Source organism: Algibacter sp. TI.3.09, from assembly GCF_038154905.1.
GTDB lineage: Bacteria > Bacteroidota > Bacteroidia > Flavobacteriales > Flavobacteriaceae > Algibacter.
Map to the genome: position 1 here is coordinate 1060068 of NZ_JBAKAN010000001.1, position 18655 is coordinate 1078722.

Here is an 18655-nt window from a genome sequence, read left to right on the forward strand (position 1 = left end):
ATTTACGCAAACCTAACTTATGGAACAAAAAAAAGCCACTTCAGTTTTGAAGCAGCTTTTCCATATAATCTTAATAAATCCCTAGTAAATTAAGATAATCGTAATATTATAGTACTAATTAATTCGATTTTATATTCCTCTTATATTGAATGTATTATAATTATTGTTTCCTTAAACCCCAATTATATACTTTCTCCTACATGTACGTAGCTTAGTCGTAATTGGTTTAGATTAATTTACGCTTTAACACTTTATTAACGCTTAGCTATATACATTTATTTGATTTGTAGTGATTTAATCATGGGCATAAGTATTAAAAAAAGATTAAACAAATAGTTTAAACATCTTATTATTCTTAATTTTACAACACAATTAATAAAACATAAAATAATGGCAACAGTAACATTAAAAGGTGGTGCAATACATACATCAGGAAATCTTCCTGCAAAAGGAACAAAAGCTCCAGAATTTGCTTTAACAGCAAACGATTTATCAATAAAAAAATTAAGCGATTTTGCTGGTAGCAAAGTAGTTTTAAACATATTCCCTAGTGTAGATACGGGTACTTGTGCAACATCTGTTCGCGAATTTAATCGTGAAGCTAGCGAACTAGATAACACTAAAGTATTATGTGTATCTCGTGATTTACCATTTGCTAATGCGCGTTTTTGTGGTGCAGAAGGTTTAAATGATGTTGTAAGTTTATCCGATTTTAAAACAGGAGACTTTGGTAAAGCTTACGGTTTAGATTTTATCGATGGCCCATTAGAAGGTTTACACTCTAGAAGCGTTGTTGTTTTAGATGAAAAAGGAACTGTTTTGTACACAGAACAAGTTGCAGAAACTACAGAAGAGCCTAACTACAAAGCTGCTTTAGAAGCTCTTTTAGATGCGTAACAAAAAGGAATCTTTTTTAGTAAATAGATTAAAAAGTGTTGGCTTTGCTTTTAAAGGTGCTGTATTGCTCCTTAAAACCGAAGCCAGCATTAAAATTCAATTTACACTCGGTGTTATAGTCACTATCGCTGGGTTTTACTACAATATATCTACTACCGAGTGGCTTATTCAACTATTGGCCATTGCTTTAGTGATGTGTGCCGAAGGTGTTAATACGGCCATTGAAGCTATTGCCGATTTTATTCATCCAGAGCATCACGAAAAAATAGGTTTAATAAAAGATATTGCGGCCGGAGCTGTATTTATTGCAGCCATCTTCACCTCTATTATTGGTCTTATTATTTATATTCCTAAAATTTTCTAGACAATCATCTTTTAAAATTGAGTTAATTACAGGTTTGCTCTGCAATTTTTTAAAATATAGTTTCGTTAACGTTAGTAATTTGTATTTTTGTGTCGTTATAAATATAATGACATCTTTGAACTCGCTTCAAGACCTCAATCATGAAATCTAAACGCATTAATGGCGAAAAGTAAAACTAAACCTAAAAAAGCACCTTGTAAAAAAGCAGAACTACCTAGTTTTAAATTGTCTAGTCAACAAAAACTAGTATTAGGCAGCTTTTTAATTACGCTTGGTATAAGCCTAGCTATTTCTTTTATATCATTCTTTTTTACAGGAGAAACAGACCAAAGCAGCTTGTCTCATTTTGCAGATCGCGAGATCGAAACGGAAAACTGGTTAAGTAAATCTGGTGCGTGGTTAAGTGATTTCTTTATTCAACGTGGTTTTGGCTTGCCTTCATTTATATTTGCCGGTCTTATGTGCCTATCTGGTGTGTACGTTTTAATGAACATCAATAAAGAAAAACTAAGAAGACATTGGTTTTGGGGTGTATTAATCATTATTTGGGCGTCCATTCTTTTAGGGTTCTTCGGAAATAAAAACGCAATTCTTGGTGGTACTATAGGTTTCGAAATTAACAGCTACCTACAAGATTATATTGGTAAAATAGGCGTTGCACTCCTACTCCTTTTTGGTTTAATTACTTATTTGGCTATTCGTTTTAAAGTGACGTTTGAAAGTATTGCGAATCAATTTAAATCGGCTAAGAGCAATTTAAAGAGCGAGCTATCTGATATGAAAGAAGATATTATCGTGCCTTTGGATAATAATTTATCTGAAGAAGCCGAAGATTTCAAATCTGCTTTTAATATCTCTGTAGAGGAAGAAAAACCAATTGAAGCACCACTAGAACCAGTTGAAGTTCCTGTAAGGCCTAAAGTAGAAAAAGTTACAGTTGAAGATAAAACACCTCTTGTAGTTAAAGTTGCTGAAGAAGAAGTTGTAGAGGAAGATTTAGAAATGAAAGTGGTTGAAGTAGCTGAAGAAGGTTCGGAAACCGACAACTTAGCGAATAAACTCGTTGAAGATTTTGGACAATTTGACCCTACTCTAGAACTTGGTAAATATCAATTTCCGCCTTTAGATTTATTAAAACAATATGATACTGGTGGTATTACCATTAATCAAGAAGAATTAGAGGAAAACAAAAACAAAATTGTTGAAACTTTAAGTAATTATAAAATTGGTATCGCAAGCATTAAAGCGACTATCGGACCCACAGTGACCCTTTACGAAATTGTACCAGAAGCTGGTGTGCGTATTTCTAAAATTAAGAATTTAGAAGATGATATTGCACTATCTTTAGCCGCTTTAGGTATTCGTATTATTGCTCCAATTCCTGGTAAAGGTACTATTGGTATTGAGGTACCAAACAAAAACTCAACCATAGTTTCTATGCGATCTGTTATCGCTTCAAAGAAATTTCAGTCCTCAGAAATGCATTTACCAATTGCTTTAGGTAAAACTATTAGTAATGAAACCTTTGTAGTCGATTTAGCCAAAATGCCTCACTTGCTTATGGCCGGTGCTACAGGGCAAGGTAAATCGGTTGGTTTAAATGCCGTTTTAACCTCATTACTTTATAAAAAACACCCTGCGGAAGTTAAGTTTGTTTTAGTCGATCCTAAAAAAGTAGAGCTTACACTTTTTAACAAAATTGAACGCCATTATTTAGCAAAACTTCCAGACGATGGTGATGCTATTATTACAGATAATACTAAAGTTATCCATACGCTAAACTCATTGTGTATAGAAATGGATAACCGTTACGAAATGCTGAAAAATGCACTTTGTAGAAATATAGCAGAATACAACGTTAAATTTAAAGCTAGAAAATTAAACCCTAATGATGGGCATCAATACTTACCTTACATCGTTTTGGTTGTTGATGAGTTTGCCGATTTAATTATGACGGCTGGTAAAGAAGTAGAAACGCCAGTTGCTCGTTTAGCGCAATTAGCACGTGCCATTGGTATTCACTTAATTATTGCAACGCAACGCCCAAGTGTAAATGTTATTACAGGTATTATTAAAGCGAATTTCCCTGCGCGTATAGCCTTTAGAGTATCTAGTAAAATCGATTCGCGTACTATTTTAGATGCCGGAGGAGCCGACCAACTTATTGGTCGTGGAGATATGCTATATACACAAGGAAATGATATGATAAGGATACAATGTGCCTTTGTAGATACTCCAGAAGTTGAGAAAGTAGTAGACTTTATTGGTGCGCAAAAGGCTTATCCTGAGGCTTATTTATTACCAGAATTTGTTGGTGAAGAAAGTGGCACAAGTCTTGATATAGATATATCAGATAGAGATAAACTCTTTAAAGATGCTGCTATAGTTATCGTTACAGCACAACAAGGTTCTGCTTCGTTATTACAACGAAAATTAAAATTAGGATACAATCGTGCCGGCCGAATTATAGATCAATTAGAAGCCGCAGGTATTGTTGGTCCGTTTGAAGGTAGTAAAGCCAGACAAGTGTTAGTAACCGATTTAATAGCATTAGATCAGCATTTAGAAAATGAAATATAATTTAAAATGAAAATGAAGAAAATTATTGCACTTTTATTAATTACCCTTTCAGTTAACGCCTTTGCTCAAAACAAAGGAAAAGCACTGTTGAATGAAGTCTCTCAAAAAGTAAAAAGTTACGATAACATTTCAATAGATTTTAAGTATGTGTTAGAAAACACTGCTGAAGATTTAAAACAAGTGACTAAAGGCGACGTGATCATGCAAGGTGATCGCTATAAATTAAACATTTTAGGTATTACCCGTTTATTCGATGGTAAAACATTGTACAGCATTAGCCCAGAAGATGAAGAAGTAACCATCTCTGAAGAAAATGATGATGAGAATGATGCCATTACACCAAGTAAAATGTTATCTTTTTACGAAGATGGCTATACTTACGCTTTAGATATTGAACAAAACATGAATGGTAGAAAAATTCAATACGTGAAATTAACGCCTATTGATTCTAGTTCTGAAATTAAAACCATTTTATTAGGTATAGATTCTAAAACTAAAAACATTTACAATTTAATTCAAATCGGAAAAAATAATACGAAAACGACTCTTACTGTTAATTCTTTTAAAACAAACGAGACTTTATCGAAAACCTTATTTACCTTTGATGCGAATAAGTATTCAGACTATTATATCAATAAACTAGATTAGGTATTCCATTGAAAATATTAGACCGTTACATACTAACAACTTACCTAAAAACTTTTTTCAGCGTGTTTATTATACTCATGCTGATTTTTGTTTTACAAACCATTTGGCTATACATTAAAGAACTTGCAGGTAAAGACTTAGAAATAGGCGTTATTTTTAAGTTCTTAATCTATTTTATGCCTAAGCTAATACCATTGGTATTACCGCTTACCATTTTACTTTCATCTATTATGGTATTTGGTAGCTTTGCAGAAAACTACGAGTTTGCTGCCATGAAGTCTACAGGTATTTCACTGCAACGTGCCATGTCTGGCTTAAGTGTTTTTATTGTAGGTCTTGGTATTCTTACCTTTTTCTTTGCGAATAACGTTATTCCTTGGGCCGAAGTTAACTCGTACAATCTCCGACGAAATATTGCCAAAATGAAACCTGCCATGTTACTCGCCGAAGGTCAGTTTAATCAGGTCGATAATTACAATATTAAATTTGCTAAAAAACATGGTGATCGTGATCAGTATTTAGATGACGTTACCATCCATTTAAAAGCAGCAGACGGTCGTACAAATGCAACAACTATTAAGTCGAAAACTGGAGAATTGGCTAGTGATCCAGATTCTAATGTTTTAAAGTTAATTTTATTCGACGGAAACTATTACAGTGATATCGCTAGTAAAAATAGAAAAGCCAAAGACAAAAAACCTTTTGCAAAAAGTACCTTTGAAAAGTATATTATAAATATCGATTTATCTAACCTTAATGAGGTCGATATGGACGAGCAATCTCAAACCGATAAATACAGCATGCTTGATGTTGTGGATTTAAATACGGCTATGGACTCGTTAATTGTTAAGCAAAAAAACGAGAATGCTGGTCTAGCTAAAAATTTAATTAATCGCTCTAGCGTTAATAAGGTTTATAGAAATACTAAAAAAGATATTGACACTATTTACACAGGCCCTATTCTAGATGTTTTTGAAACTTCGGATAAAATAAAAATGGTAGAGCTTACCTTAAAAGGTGCGGCAAGTACACAACAAACTATATCTCAAAAAGTAAAATCATATAAAATAGCTAAAACCAACTTTAATAGACACATTATTTCGTTCCACGAAAAATTCGCTCTCGGTATAGCTTGTATTATTCTATTCTTCGTTGGTGCTCCACTAGGTGCGTTAATTAGAAAAGGTGGTATTGGTTTGCCAATGGTAATTGCTATTTTACTGTTTTTAAGTTATCATTTTATTGGTATTTTCGCTACAAACTCTGCCAAAACTGGTGATTTCAACCCTGTATTGGCTAGTTGGTTTTCTACTCTTATTATGCTGCCATTAGGTGTATATTTAACCAAACGTGCCACAGCAGATAAGGGTATTTTCGATTTAGGAAGTATTACGGAACCGCTTAAAAAATTATTCAAAATAAAAGAAAAAGATAGCGTAGATTTTAGATTCTTAGGCGGCTATAAAAACGAAGAGCTTCTTGATGTGGTTAAAAATTATGAAGCTTTAGGTCACGATGAAAACTGCCGATACGAAGCGCTTAATATTTTAAATGAACGCGGACAAAGCATTAAAGAGTTACAAGAAGCTAACAAAATAACAATTGATAGTAAATACGATGCCTCTGAAAAGATTGTAAAAGATTATAAAGACCATAGTAAATTTGCTATTTTTCTTTATGGAACAGGTGCTGTATTACTTATCCTCTTCTTCGTATTTAAAAACAATAAATTATTACCACTCGCTACAGCCTCTATACAATTAAGTATTGTATCCTTTGCGCTGTATACTATTTACTATTTAAAATCTATTTTAAATTTGAATAGTTTTTACAACTATATAAACAAAAAAGCAAGACGTCCTAACGTAGGTTTACTTATTCTAGGATTACCGCTTTACATGATTACTTACCCTTTATTGAATGATAAATTAAAAGAAGACTTAAAACGTTTTTGTTTAGATTCTTTAAAGTAACACTATTTATAAAAAATGATTACAGAACCTATGAGCAAAGCTTCTAATCCAGATATTAAATTAAATACCATTCACGATGCTATTGAAGACATTAGAAATGGAAAAGTTATTATCGTTGTTGATGATGAAAACAGAGAAAACGAAGGTGATTTTCTTGCTGCAGCAGAAAAAGTAACTCCAGAAGTAATAAATTTTATGGCTACACATGGTCGTGGTTTAATTTGTGCACCATTAACAGAAACTCGTTGTAAAGAACTTGATTTAGGTATGATGGTACGCAATAACACAGACCCTATGGAAACTGCCTTTACGGTTTCTGTAGATTTACGTGGTAATGGAGTAACTACTGGTATTTCGGCAGGAGATCGTTCTAAAACGATACAAGCTTTGATTAATCCAGATACAAAACCACATGACTTAGCACGACCAGGACATATTTTTCCATTAGTTGCTAAAGAAGGTGGTGTTTTAAGACGTACCGGACATACAGAAGCTGCTATTGATTTTGCACGTTTAGCAGGTTTAGAGCCCGCTGGTTTTATTGTGGAAATTATGAACGAAGATGGTACCATGGCTCGTTTACCACAACTGTTTGAAATTGCTAAGAAACACGATATTAAAATTGTTTCTATTGAGGATTTAGTGGCTTACAGAATGCAACACGACTCTTTAATTGAGAAAAAAGAAGATTTTGAAATTGAAACACGTTTTGGAAGTTATAGGTTGCGAGCTTACAAACAAACTACAAATAACCAAGTACACATTGCTTTAACTAAAGGTTCTTGGACGGATGGTGAAGCGGTACCAACCAGAATAAACTCTACACTTATAAATAACGATATTTTAGGAACGCTTACTAACAACGTAGATGCACAACTAGAAAACATGTTTAATGTTATTAATAAAGAAGGAAAAGGTGCTATTATCTTTATAAATCAAGAATCGCAATCAATGAATATTTTATGCCGATTAGCTTTTTTGAAAGATAATCAAAATGGTGAATCGGTTACTAAAGCTCCAAAAATAAATATGGACAACCGTGATTTTGGAATTGGTGCTCAAATATTACACGATTTAAACATACATAAACTACTCCTAATTTCTAATACCGAACAAACCAAACGTGTTGGTTTAATTGGTTATGGTTTAGAGATTGTTGATTATGTGAAGTATTAATTTCACAAATTAATTGAACTAAAAAAGGCTTTAAATTTAAAATTTAAAGCCTTTTTTATGTTTGTGTTATTCTATATTGTATTTATAGCTTATAATACACTTTTAATGAGTTCTGCCATCTTATTTGCGCGTTCTTTAACTTCCTCCTCTGTCCATGAAAGTTTTATTAAACATGATATGTTTCTTGAAATATAATGATCAGATTTTTCGAATGTTCTTGTTTGAAGATATTCTAATCCTTCTTTTACTTCTTTAGAGATAGGAAACAACGATTTTAAATTCTTTAGATGATCCCATTTACGAATGTAATGCCAGTTGTTATCAAAATAATTCCAACACGCATCTACTCCTCCATTTTTAAAGGCTTCTATTACTTTTCTAGAAGTTTCTAAATCTGGTAAAAAGAAGTTTAAAAACGCGCAACTTTCTACACCACCTTCTGGAACGGTTCTGAAAACAACTTCTGGAATGGTTGATAAAGCTTCACGTATAATATTAAAATTACGTTTCTGTATCTCTAAAAATTCTGGTAAACGTTTTACTTGAGCTAAACCTACAGCAGCGTGTAATTCTGATATTCTAAAATTGTATCCTAAAAACGGGTGTGTTTCTGCACCACGGTCGCTACCAACGTGATCGTGACCATGATCACTATAATGATCAGCATTGGTATAATATTTCTCGTTATTGGTGATTACGGCTCCACCTTCTCCACAGGTTATGGTTTTCACAAAATCGAACGAAAAACATCCAAGATCTCCAACGCTACCTAATGGCTGTCCGTTAAAAGTTCCCCCAATCGCTTGGCAAGCATCTTCTACTAAAAGTAAGTTATGCTTTTCTGCAATTGCTTTAAGCGCATCCATATTTGCCATACTACCACACATTTGAACCACCATAATGGCTTTTGTTTTTGGTGTAATGGCTGCTTCTACAGCTTCTGGGTTTAAACCTAAAGTATCATCAATATCTGCTAAAACAGGAATAGCACCTAACATCATTATAGCTTCAAAACTAGCTACAAAGGTGAAGGTTGGCATAATAACCTCATCTCCTGCTCCAACACCTGCAGATCCTAAAGCGACCGATACAGCTGCTGTACCGCTTGATACAAGTTGTACGTGTTTAGATTGAAAGGTATTTTGCAGTTCGCTTTCTAAGGCTTTGGCTTTCCAATGCCCTTTACGCATACCATCGAAACCATAGCGCATTAAAACGCCATTGTCTAAAACATCGTTTACTTCTTGTTTTTCTAATTCTCCAAATAATTCGAATCCTGGCATATTGTTATTGTTTTATCTTTTTATTCTATGTTGGACGGTTACTTCTGCGTTAGGGATTGAACGGCTTGTTTGAAATCCTTTTTGTTTTCCTTAAAAAAACAAAAAGATTGAGTAGTGAAAGCCCGACCCTTGCGGTAACGCCCAAAGATATTAAATTTCTATAATGGTTTGGTTAATTGGTTTTCTAACTTTTTTTAGGGTTGAAAACATATCATCGTCGGCGCGATATCCTACGGGAAGAATTAATACGGATTTTAGTCCTTTTTCGCCGAGTTTTAATATTTGATCGTATTGCGCTGGAATGAAACCTTCCATTGGGCATGCGTCTATGTTTTCGATAGCGCAAACCGTCATGAGGTTACCAAGGGCAATATAGGCTTGGTTTTTAGACCAGCTTTGGCGTTGCTCTACAGTTTTTTTCTGCATCATGCCTTGGAGTTGCTCGCGGTATGGGTTTAGGATACTTTCGGGCGTGTTACGTATGGTTTTTATGTTGTTGTAATAGTTGATAACATCGCTATCTTCTATGTTTTCTTGAATGCATATTACTAGTAAATGCGAGGCGTTTACCACTTGGGGTTGATTGTAAGAATGCGGTAACAGGCTTTCGCGAAGTGTTTTGTTTTTTACAATAACTAAATTTAAGGTTTGTAAACCAAAAGAAGTTGCGGTTAAGTTAAAGGCTTCTTTTAACGTATTTAACTTTGCTGGCGTTAGTATTTTGCTAGCGTCGAACTTTTTGGTTGCATAACGCCATTGCAACTGTTTTATAATATCCATTTAGTTTTACTTAATTGTTCTACAAAAGTAAGGTTTTATAAGTTTGTTTTTTTTGAATTAGCTAGGAAATGTTAGTGTTATGGGTTTTGTTGATTATTGCTCAAAATTTATTTTTATTGTTTTAGTCTAAAAATGAATAGGTTATAAAATAGTTTTAAAAATAATTGAAAAAAACTTTATTTTTATTTGAATACATCGAAAAAGGCTCTTATATTTGCACCCGCATTCAGGGAATAACCTGATGAGGCACTCAGGAGAATTGGCAGAGTGGTCGAATGCGGCAGTCTTGAAAACTGTTGAGGGTTACACCTCCGGGGGTTCGAATCCCTCATTCTCCGCAAAGAACCTCGTAAGCTTTATGTTTACGAGGTTTTATTTTTTTATAGTATTATATGAGGTACCGTTAGGTTATTATTTAATACGGTTCTATATTAAAAATAGGTATATAAAAAACCCTCTACTTTAGTTATTAAGTAGAGGGTTTCTATTTTTTATTATTGATTTTAAGACTTTTAAAAATTACTTTCTTCCGCCATTTTTACTACACCTACCGTTAATATTAAATTAGCGAAGCGGCGTTGCTCTCCTGTTTGAATAATTAACGTGGTATTGGGATCTCTAATTTTATCATAGAACGTCCAACGTTCCATTTCATCCCAAGTTACTTCTCCTAATAGTTTTTTATAAGCATCATGTATTTCTGCATTTGCTTCAGCAGGCTTTTCCATAACGATTGCGCCTTGAACTGGGCAAACTTCTAGTATGCCTTCAAGTACTGTAATAGCATCTAACAAGCCTGGTTTAAAGTTTAAATGTACAGTGGTTGAGTTAGGCCCTGTCATGGCACCAACGGGTAAATTACCATCTGCAATGACAACTTGTGCAAAATGTCCCGAACGCGCCAACGCTTCCATAATTGTTGGGTGTATTACTGGCGTTTTTAGCATAAATTATATTTTACAACAATTAGTAATAAGGGTTTATTTTTTTTGATTTAAAATAGAACTACATATTGTAAACACCACCATTGATATCGAGTGTAGCTCCTGTAATAAAACCATCATACTCCGATGCTAAAAATAAAACAGCTCTAGCTACATCTGCTGCATTACCTGCACGACGAATTGGAATACCCGCCGTTGTTTCATCAGCTGATTCTTTTGTTGTATGTGTATTATGAAATGATGTTCCAAGGATAAGCCCTGGAGCAACGGCATTAACTCGAGTTCCTTGTGGCCCTAATTCTGTAGATAGTGCGCGTGTAAACGTTAATATAGCGCCTTTACTAGTCGCGTAAACTAATGAACCTGGATGCCCACCTTTACGACCTGCTAGTGATGCCAGATTAACAATACTACTATTTAGGTTTTTTGCCAAATAAGGTGCTGCAGCTCGCGTTACAAACATCATAGATGTCATGTTGATATCCATTACTTTGTGCCAAAACTCAGCTTCCATTTCGTTCAACATTTTACGTGCAACTAGTGAACCTGCGTTATTAATAAGGATATCTAAACCACCCAATACCTCTATTGTTTTATCAACCAGTGAATTTGCATGAAATTCTTTTGTTAAATCGCCACTAATAGCAACAGCTTTTTGACCTTTGCTTTTAGCGTATTCTACTAATTTGTTTGCCGTATCTGCACTAGAAAAATAGTGAATAGCAACATGGGCGCCATTATCAATAAAATGTTTAGTGATAGACTCCCCAATACCTTGAGCTCCGGCAGTTACGAGTACGTTTTTTCCGCTTAATTTATTATCTTTTATCATATTATTCTTATATTGATTGAGCTGATAATTTTAAAATTATCGTTTCATATATTTTCATTTTAATGTATTCAATACAAGTGCGGAAGTAGAAAAAATAAAGATTTAAATCGTTCTTTTAATCACGAATATTTGTTCTTTATTTTATTCTTTCAGTGTTAACTAACGTCGCAATACTCGTATAACAATTTAAAATGTTCTTTCATTCTTTTTTCGGCTAAATCTGGGTCTTGATCCTCAATAGCGTCATAAATTTCGGTATGCTCTCTTATTCTCAATTCATCTAAAGTATCATAATCTTTATGGTACTTTTTAAAATCTACAATAATCTGAGGCGTTATACCAATCATAATTTCATTCATTGTAACATTTCCACTTGCTTTTGCAATTGCTAAATGAAACAATAAATCTTCTTGAACTGCATCTTCTCTCGCCAATAATTTTGCCTTGTGAGCATTTAAGGCCTTCTTAATTCTTTTTAAATCGGCATCTGTACGTCTATTTGCAGCAAGCCTAACTGTTTTTAATTCTAGTAAAATTCTAGTTTCTACCAATGATTTGAAATTAGGAATGCCTAGACTTAAAATATCTTCTACCATACCATTCATGGCGATAGTACCAATGTTTGCTACAAATGTTCCACTTTGTGGCATTGAGATTAATATCCCATATGATTCTAATTTAAGAATAGCTACCCTTACACTTCTTCGGCTAACATCAAATTTTTCAGCCAATACACGTTCTGCGGGTAATTTGTCTCCTGGTTCTAAATGCTTACTAGTTATTAAATCACTTATTTGAGAGATTAGCTTTTTAACGATACTAGTAATTTCTTGATTTTCATTTTTAGAAAGCACATTTATGTTCATATAAATCAAATTAAATTGGTACACCAGATTGGTTCGCGAAATTATTAAATTTATACCATTTACAAAAACAAAACATATTATATTCTGTATTAGAAAAATAAAAGGTTACCCTTCCCCTTCCACCCTCAGGTCGGGTAACCTAATACAACTAATCCAACACTAATTTCTTTTATTTATAATCTTATAATTTAATACCCGGTGTTTTGAGTAATTACACCATTTGTAGCAGTAATTTCTGTACTTGGAATAGGAAATATATAGTAGTTACTAGAAATAGTTTGTCCCATTTCGGCATCCACAGTTCCTGTTCTAACTAAATCAAACCATCTATGCCCTTCCAAAGCCAACTCTACTCTTCTTTCTTTTTGAATAGCAACATCAACATCAGCTTGTGTTGAAGCTGTACCAACTAAAGTTGTTAGTCCTGCTCTAGTTCTAATAGCATCTAAACCTACTAAAATAGTTGCAGATTGCGCTCCTGTTGCATTTGTAGATTCATTTAAAGCTTCTGCATACATTAGGATAACATCAGACAATCTCATTTCTATAAAATCTTGATCGCTATTACCTCCCGTGTACTTAACACCTTTACCTCCTGTTGCATCAATAGTTAAAGCTTTTCTTAAATCTGTACCTCCGCCAGTAGCACTACTAGCATCGAAAGCAGCTGTTAAACGCGGATCTAAAGGTGTAAGTGATTTTGTATCGTTTCCTGCAAACCATCCAACAAATGTAGATGAAGACGACGTACCATCGGCATTTGGAATTGAAGATGATAATTGAGTTGCAAAAATGATTTCTGAACTTACATCCGTAACAACATCAGCAAAATTAGGTTCTAAAGTTATACCTTCAACTGCGGCATCGCTAATAACCGTTGCTAGCGTTGATGTTGCATTGGTAAAATCACCTCTGTACATATACACTTTTCCAAGGAATGCTTTCGCTGCAATTTGAGATGCTCTACCTGTTGCTAATCCGGAATTAGTTAAACCTGCTATGGCATCTTGTAAATCTGGAATGATAACATTATTGTAAACATCGGCAACTGGTTGTCTTGTTAGATCAACATCAGGAATCTCTACTACAGATGGCTGAGGTGTTAAAATTACAGAAACATCACCAAAAATCATGACTAACTTAAAGTAGGACAACCCTCTTAAAAATTTAGCCTCATTGACTTGAGTAGCATCTAATGAATTTTCAATAACATTATTAGCACTTAAAATTGCTTTATACAAATTACTATAAACTGGACTAAAAAAAGCTCCCGCCATATCGCCTCCTCCTAAATCGGAGTCATAAGTATCTATTGAAGTATGCGGATTTTCTAACATTAGCATATTGTCTGCTCTAAAATCACCCATAACCAATTGCGGCATGGCAACACCTGTTTGATAGTAATATGCTGCATTTAAAACCGGTTCGAACTCTACCAATTTACTTGCCTCTAAATCTAATTCAGGTGATTGTTCCAAATCATTATCACACGCTGTTAGCAACAGCATAGCTGCTAATACTGTATATATCGTTTTTATATTTTTCATTTTCTCTTAATTAAAAATTAACATTTACACCGAAAGTAAAACTTTTTACAATTGGACTTGCCCCTTCTTGGTATCCGTAAGTCGTTGGACCTCCATAACCATCGTTTTCAATCTCTATCCCTTCAGGGTTGAATGATGTATAATCTTTACCCATTACATATAACAAATTGGTAGCGGCAAGATATACTCTAAGTGAACCAACACCCATTTTACTAATAAAATCTGGGTTAAGTGTGTATCCTATAGTTAGGTTTCTTAAAGCGATGTATGATGCATCTTGAATCATTGAACCATGTACATCTCTAGTTTGTAAATAATGCATTCCGTTATTATCAGCAATACCATCGTTACCAGGATCAAAACTAGGTGCTGTAGCATCACGGAAATGAGATTGCCAGTAAATAGGATCTATATTATAGACTTCTGCGCCTTGAGATCCTTGAAATTGGAATGAAAAATCGAAATCTTTATAGTTCATATTACTTGATAAACCCCAATAAAAATCTGGAGTCGCAGATCCTAATTTTACATAATCATCTTCATAAGTAATTTGGCCATCTTCGTTTTGATCAACTACATAATGCACGCCACTGGTATATCCAATAGTTCTTGTTGGATCTTCAATATAAATAGATTCAACTAAACCTGCACTTTCATAACCCCACATTTCACCAAGTTCGCCACCAACATAGTTTCTAAACTCAGCACCTCTTCCACTTGGTCCTCCATAAATTTGACGCGGTAACTCATCAACAGAACCTAAACTTGCAATTTTAGTATCAACCGTAGATAAGTTGGCATTCATACTCCAAGTAAAACCATCGTTTTGGATGATATTTGCATTTAATTCTATCTCTACACCAGAACTTGTAATATCTCCACGGTTAAGTCTAATTGAAGGTGTACCAAGAACTTCAGAAACACTTTGATTGATTAGCATATTGTTTACATCAGAGGTGTAATAATCTACACTAACTCTGAAACGGTTATTTAAAAACCCAGTATCAATACCGTAGTTCGTTTCTTTATTAGTTTGCCAAGTTAAATCTGGATTTGTAACATCCTCAGGAATTAAAAAACCTGTTCCAAAGGCGGTAGGTGTCGTTCCCAAAATACTTAATGAACTATAAGAACCTAAATCTGAAGAGGTACCTAAGGAACCTGAACTAAACCTAAGTTTTAATAAACTTATTGCTTCACTATCTTCTAAAAAAGATTCTTTATGTACATTCCAACCTAAAGATAACGCTGGGAATACTGCAAATCTTTCATTAGATCCAAAACGAGAATCACCATCTCTTCTAACAGATGCCGATAGTAAATAGCGATCGTCGTAAGCATAAGCTACTCTACCGAAAACACCACGTCTTGATTGTGTTTCATCTATTCTGTTCGAAATAACATCTTCAGCATTAAAATAAGAATAGTTTAAAGGATAACCAACTGGTACATTAGTTCCGTTTGATGATAGCCCCGTATATTTTGTATTTACAAATTCCATACCTGCTACCGCAGAAATATCATGCTTATCAGCAAATAACTTGTTATAACTTAAAGTGGTTGTACTTAATATGGTAGATTTTTTTATGTCTGACATATCTAAACTAGATGAAGTAGAACGTTGTTGACCATCTGATAATACACCATGATATTCATACTCATTAACATCACGTAAATCAGCTCCAAAAATAGTTTTCACCTTTAGCCCTTCCATAAGCTCGTATTCTAAATAAGAACTTACATTACCATAAAGCGTTTTCTTATAACGTTGTGAATTATCGAATTTTGAAGCGACACCTGCATCTCCTGTTCCTCCAATACCATTTTGGTTTCTACCATAATGCCAATCGTTTACAACGTCTCCTGGTTGCAAATCATAAATGCTATGCGCATCATAATTTTGACTTAAATCTCCTCTATAATCTTGGTCGAATGATCTACTAAAATTATTATCAGTATAGCCAGCTCCATTGTTGTATAATGCTGCTCTTTTTTGATCCAATTCTTGTACAAAATCGATAGATGCTTGTGTATGGTAAATAGGACTAATACTATATGATCTTAAAAGATCTCTCATTTCCCAAGGTACAATATCTTGGTTACCATAAAACCCATTCATACTTAATCCCGCTTTTAGCTTATCGTTTAAAGTCGCATCAATATTCATACGTCCGTTATATCTTTCATAACCTTGCCCTTTTACAATACCATCGGTATTTAAATACCCAAGTGAAGCAAATGCTTTTATATTTTCAGAACCTCCACTTACACTAAAATCATGACTTGTTGAACTACCACTCTTAAAAAGCCAATCTTCCATACTCACAACATCTGGTGCATTTGCGTATGCATCTAATCTGTATTCCAATAATCCTGGATCAGTTAAAGAAAGATCGTAATCACCGGTTTGTAATTCGTTAGCCCATTCTCCTGCAGTTTTAAGCATGTCGATATCCTTTACATACTTTCTTGAAGTACTTGTATAGGCATTGTAGCTAAAATTTAGTTTACCAGATTTCCCTTTTTTAGTCGTAATTAAAATTACACCATTGGCTCCTAATGAACCATATATAGCAGCAGAAGCGGCATCTTTTAATACCTCTAAGCTTTCAATATCGTTTGGGTTTACTGTTGCTAAATTTCCTGAAATTGGAAATCCATCTACAACAATTAAAGGATCGGAGTTACTTGAAAGCGAAGATCCCGCTCTAATTTGAACTTTTAAATCTGAACCTGGTTCTCCACTTTGGTTTTGAATATTTACCCCGGGAAGTTTTCCTGCTAAGGCTTCATCTACACGCGAAGTTTGCACAGCAGCAACATCTTCTCCTCCTATTTTTGCAACAGCACCTGTAAGATGAGATTTTTTTGTTGTACCGTAACCTACTACAACAACTTCGTCTAGTTGTGCCGAATCTTCAATTAAAACAACATTAAGCGTTTTTTGATTTGTTATGGTAATAGATTGCGAAACATAGCCTACATAAGAAAATAGAAGAACATCTCCGCTTTTAACATTAATTTGGAATCCTCCATCAAAATCTGTTGCTGTGCCTTTTGTGGTATTAGCCACAATAACATTAACACCAGGAACAGGTAAATTAGCCCCGTCTGATACCGTACCAGATAATTGGTACCCGTCTTGTGCATATAATGATATATTGAATACCATTATTAACATTAAAAATAGTTTAGTTTTTAAATTCATTGGTTATTTTATTTAGTTAGTTAAATGCAACGTAAAACACATTGCTCTAGAGAAATTAATTAGATAATTTCTGGCACTTTGGCGGTCATAAATTTTTAGTTTAATTGTTATAATTTTAAGATTAAAAAGCTTTTTTAATTGGTACTCCAAATTGGTGCTCCAAACTGGTGTACCAAATATATATTAAAAAAATGTTACAGCAAAATATAATTTTGATATAATTATCTAAAAATCAGAGGATACTAAAACTTATCTCGTTTTTACTATAAAAAGTTACGCGTACTAAAAACTACGAGTATATAAAAATACCTCGCAAGTTTAAAATTGTTGGAGTAGTCTTAATAGGCTTAAGTTCTACTCCAACGTCTACTATATAACATGAATTAGGCTATCAATTAGTTGTAGTAGTTGTAAATTGAATAACACATAATGATGTTATAAATTGTTTAATCATTTTTTGTAAAATAACCTTCGTTAGAAACAGCAGCATCACTTACAGATATACTTGCTGTTTTAAACCAAACTTCGGCATAATTTCCATCGGCATATTGTTTTTTAATATCACCACCATGAGTTTCTGCACCAGAACACCAATTTTTATTGACTTCTGGAGATTTTCCATTGGTTTGATTGTAAGCACCAAGCTTGAAAAAACAACCCTCACCTGTATATGCTGCTTCACGTTCTACGCCATCTTGACCAATTGGAACAAATAGTTTTTGTGTTTGCTCAGGAATATCTGCAGCTGTTGTGTATTCCGATTCTATTAAGTTTTTTGTAAACGTTTTGGTTTCATGATCTTTACTTGTAAATTTCAAGTTCATAACACCATTCTTAACTTCAATTTCATAACTGAATTCTTCACCTAAAGCAATGCCATCTTTTGGTTCTTCAGGATACGTATTTGCTTCTGTACCAACAACTGAAAAGTCGTTACCCCAAACTGCCGAAGAATAATCCCATCTTCCAGAGTTATCATCTCCTGCTGTATTAATTTCATAATGCCAAAACACAGAACCTTTTGTATGTCCCGGGAATTTTTTGTAGAATATTTTAAGTGGCTCGTTCTCATGCTTATCTGCACTATGAATTTGGCCCACAACAACCGCATGCGAAGCTGCAACGCGAGCATCACCCGTAGCAGAAACATTCATTACTTTTAATGTTGCTGTCAATTTATCGCTAGCTGTTTTTGGGTACCACTTTTTTATTTGTGCTAATTCTGTTCTTGTATTATTCGAAGTTCCATGCGTATCTCCTCCATTAGGCGCCTTAAAAACAATCCAATCATTAGTGCCATCATTAGCTGTATAAAAGAAATCTTTGTTTTCAAAGTTATTTGCAATACCAACATTAGAACCGTCTCCTAAAATTAATTTCCAATCATCAAAAAAAGGAATCACGTCACTAGCGTAAACTGTTTTTATTACTTCTTCTTTAATGGCTTCTTTATTATCTGTTTTAGTTTCATTTTTACAACTATTTAAACTCAGAAAAAAACTAAGAATGACAAGCGTAGCTCCTATTGATATGTTTTTTGTATTCATTTTGATATTG

At 33.9% G+C, this 18655-nt stretch carries 14 protein-coding genes and 1 tRNA gene; 7 read left to right on the plus strand and 8 right to left on the minus strand.

From position 1 onward, the window contains the following. Positions 1-390: 390 nt before the first annotated feature. The 6 genes from tpx (at position 391) to ribB (ending at position 7638) form a co-directional block, all read left to right on the plus strand. The gene (gene tpx, locus V6246_RS04235; protein ID WP_341559105.1) at positions 391-897 is read left to right on the plus strand and encodes a thiol peroxidase; all 507 of its coding nucleotides are present in this window, start codon (positions 391-393) and stop codon (positions 895-897) included. Beyond that, the gene (locus V6246_RS04240) at positions 890-1261 is read left to right on the plus strand and encodes a diacylglycerol kinase (RefSeq protein ID WP_042498714.1); all 372 of its coding nucleotides are present in this window, start codon (positions 890-892) and stop codon (positions 1259-1261) included. Before tpx ends, V6246_RS04240 begins: the two co-directional genes overlap by 8 nt. Positions 1262-1420: 159 nt before the next feature. Further along, complete coding sequence (locus tag V6246_RS04245) at positions 1421-3841, plus strand: DNA translocase FtsK (RefSeq protein ID WP_341559107.1); 2421 nt, start codon at positions 1421-1423, stop codon at positions 3839-3841. A gap of 12 nt (positions 3842-3853) precedes the next feature. Next, positions 3854-4489, plus strand: coding sequence for a LolA family protein (locus tag V6246_RS04250; RefSeq protein ID WP_159020531.1), 636 nt, complete (start codon positions 3854-3856; stop codon positions 4487-4489). 8 nt (positions 4490-4497) lie between these two features. After that, the gene (locus V6246_RS04255) at positions 4498-6462 is read left to right on the plus strand and encodes an LptF/LptG family permease (protein ID WP_341559109.1); all 1965 of its coding nucleotides are present in this window, start codon (positions 4498-4500) and stop codon (positions 6460-6462) included. A gap of 15 nt (positions 6463-6477) precedes the next feature. Then, complete coding sequence (ribB, locus tag V6246_RS04260) at positions 6478-7638, plus strand: 3,4-dihydroxy-2-butanone-4-phosphate synthase (protein WP_445818985.1); 1161 nt, start codon at positions 6478-6480, stop codon at positions 7636-7638. 89 nt (positions 7639-7727) lie between these two features. On the opposite strand, the gene V6246_RS04265 is transcribed toward ribB, so the two are convergent. Together V6246_RS04265 and V6246_RS04270 are read right to left on the minus strand one after the other, a co-directional pair. Beyond that, positions 7728-8921: a DegT/DnrJ/EryC1/StrS family aminotransferase gene (locus V6246_RS04265; RefSeq protein ID WP_341559111.1), complete on the minus strand. Its 1194-nt coding sequence runs from the start codon at positions 8919-8921 to the stop codon at positions 7728-7730. 150 nt (positions 8922-9071) lie between these two features. After that, the gene (locus V6246_RS04270) at positions 9072-9701 is read right to left on the minus strand and encodes an NAD(P)H-dependent oxidoreductase (RefSeq protein ID WP_341559114.1); all 630 of its coding nucleotides are present in this window, start codon (positions 9699-9701) and stop codon (positions 9072-9074) included. A 253-nt stretch (positions 9702-9954) separates the two neighbouring features. Here V6246_RS04270 and V6246_RS04275 point away from each other — a divergent pair. Then, positions 9955-10039 (plus strand) — tRNA-Ser (locus V6246_RS04275). A gap of 174 nt (positions 10040-10213) precedes the next feature. Here the strand turns inward: V6246_RS04275 and V6246_RS04280 are convergent. The 6 genes from V6246_RS04280 to V6246_RS04305 form a co-directional block, all read right to left on the minus strand. Next, positions 10214-10648 (minus strand): RbsD/FucU family protein, encoded by a 435-nt coding sequence (locus tag V6246_RS04280; protein ID WP_341559116.1) that lies wholly within the window; start codon positions 10646-10648, stop codon positions 10214-10216. Positions 10649-10706: 58 nt separating this feature from the next. Then, entirely contained in the window at positions 10707-11477 is a 771-nt protein-coding gene (locus V6246_RS04285; RefSeq protein ID WP_341559117.1) for an SDR family NAD(P)-dependent oxidoreductase, read from the minus strand. A gap of 155 nt (positions 11478-11632) precedes the next feature. Continuing rightward, a complete protein-coding gene (locus V6246_RS04290; protein WP_159020537.1) occupies positions 11633-12343 on the minus strand; it encodes a FadR/GntR family transcriptional regulator in 711 nt (236 codons plus the stop codon). A gap of 188 nt (positions 12344-12531) precedes the next feature. Further along, the gene (locus tag V6246_RS04295; protein WP_341559119.1) at positions 12532-13890 is read right to left on the minus strand and encodes a RagB/SusD family nutrient uptake outer membrane protein; all 1359 of its coding nucleotides are present in this window, start codon (positions 13888-13890) and stop codon (positions 12532-12534) included. A 10-nt stretch (positions 13891-13900) separates the two neighbouring features. Then, complete coding sequence (locus tag V6246_RS04300) at positions 13901-17098, minus strand: SusC/RagA family TonB-linked outer membrane protein (RefSeq protein ID WP_341559121.1); 3198 nt, start codon at positions 17096-17098, stop codon at positions 13901-13903. Between the two features lie 446 nt (positions 17099-17544). Further along, positions 17545-18645 carry a polysaccharide lyase family 7 protein gene (locus tag V6246_RS04305; protein ID WP_341559123.1) on the minus strand — a complete coding sequence of 367 codons (1101 nt, stop codon included), beginning with the start codon at positions 18643-18645 and terminating at the stop codon, positions 17545-17547. Positions 18646-18655: the final 10 nt, after the last annotated feature.

Bases quoted from the DNA above. Each gene is read 5' to 3' on its own strand.
- V6246_RS04300 (WP_341559121.1), bottom strand. From the start codon at position 17,098: ATGAATTTAAAAACTAAACTATTTTTAATGTTAATAATGGTATTCAAT.
- V6246_RS04265 (WP_341559111.1), bottom strand. From the start codon at position 8,921: ATGCCAGGATTCGAATTATTTGGAGAATTAGAAAAACAAGAAGTAAAC.
- V6246_RS04305 (WP_341559123.1), bottom strand. From the start codon at position 18,645: ATGAATACAAAAAACATATCAATAGGAGCTACGCTTGTCATTCTTAGT.
- V6246_RS04290 (WP_159020537.1), bottom strand. From the start codon at position 12,343: ATGAACATAAATGTGCTTTCTAAAAATGAAAATCAAGAAATTACTAGT.
- V6246_RS04270 (WP_341559114.1), bottom strand. From the start codon at position 9,701: ATGGATATTATAAAACAGTTGCAATGGCGTTATGCAACCAAAAAGTTC.
- V6246_RS04295 (WP_341559119.1), bottom strand. From the start codon at position 13,890: ATGAAAAATATAAAAACGATATATACAGTATTAGCAGCTATGCTGTTG.
- ribB (WP_445818985.1), top strand. From the start codon at position 6,478: ATGATTACAGAACCTATGAGCAAAGCTTCTAATCCAGATATTAAATTA.
- tpx (WP_341559105.1), top strand. From the start codon at position 391: ATGGCAACAGTAACATTAAAAGGTGGTGCAATACATACATCAGGAAAT.
- V6246_RS04280 (WP_341559116.1), bottom strand. From the start codon at position 10,648: ATGCTAAAAACGCCAGTAATACACCCAACAATTATGGAAGCGTTGGCG.
- V6246_RS04285 (WP_341559117.1), bottom strand. From the start codon at position 11,477: ATGATAAAAGATAATAAATTAAGCGGAAAAAACGTACTCGTAACTGCC.
- V6246_RS04240 (WP_042498714.1), top strand. From the start codon at position 890: ATGCGTAACAAAAAGGAATCTTTTTTAGTAAATAGATTAAAAAGTGTT.
- V6246_RS04245 (WP_341559107.1), top strand. From the start codon at position 1,421: ATGGCGAAAAGTAAAACTAAACCTAAAAAAGCACCTTGTAAAAAAGCA.
- V6246_RS04250 (WP_159020531.1), top strand. From the start codon at position 3,854: ATGAAGAAAATTATTGCACTTTTATTAATTACCCTTTCAGTTAACGCC.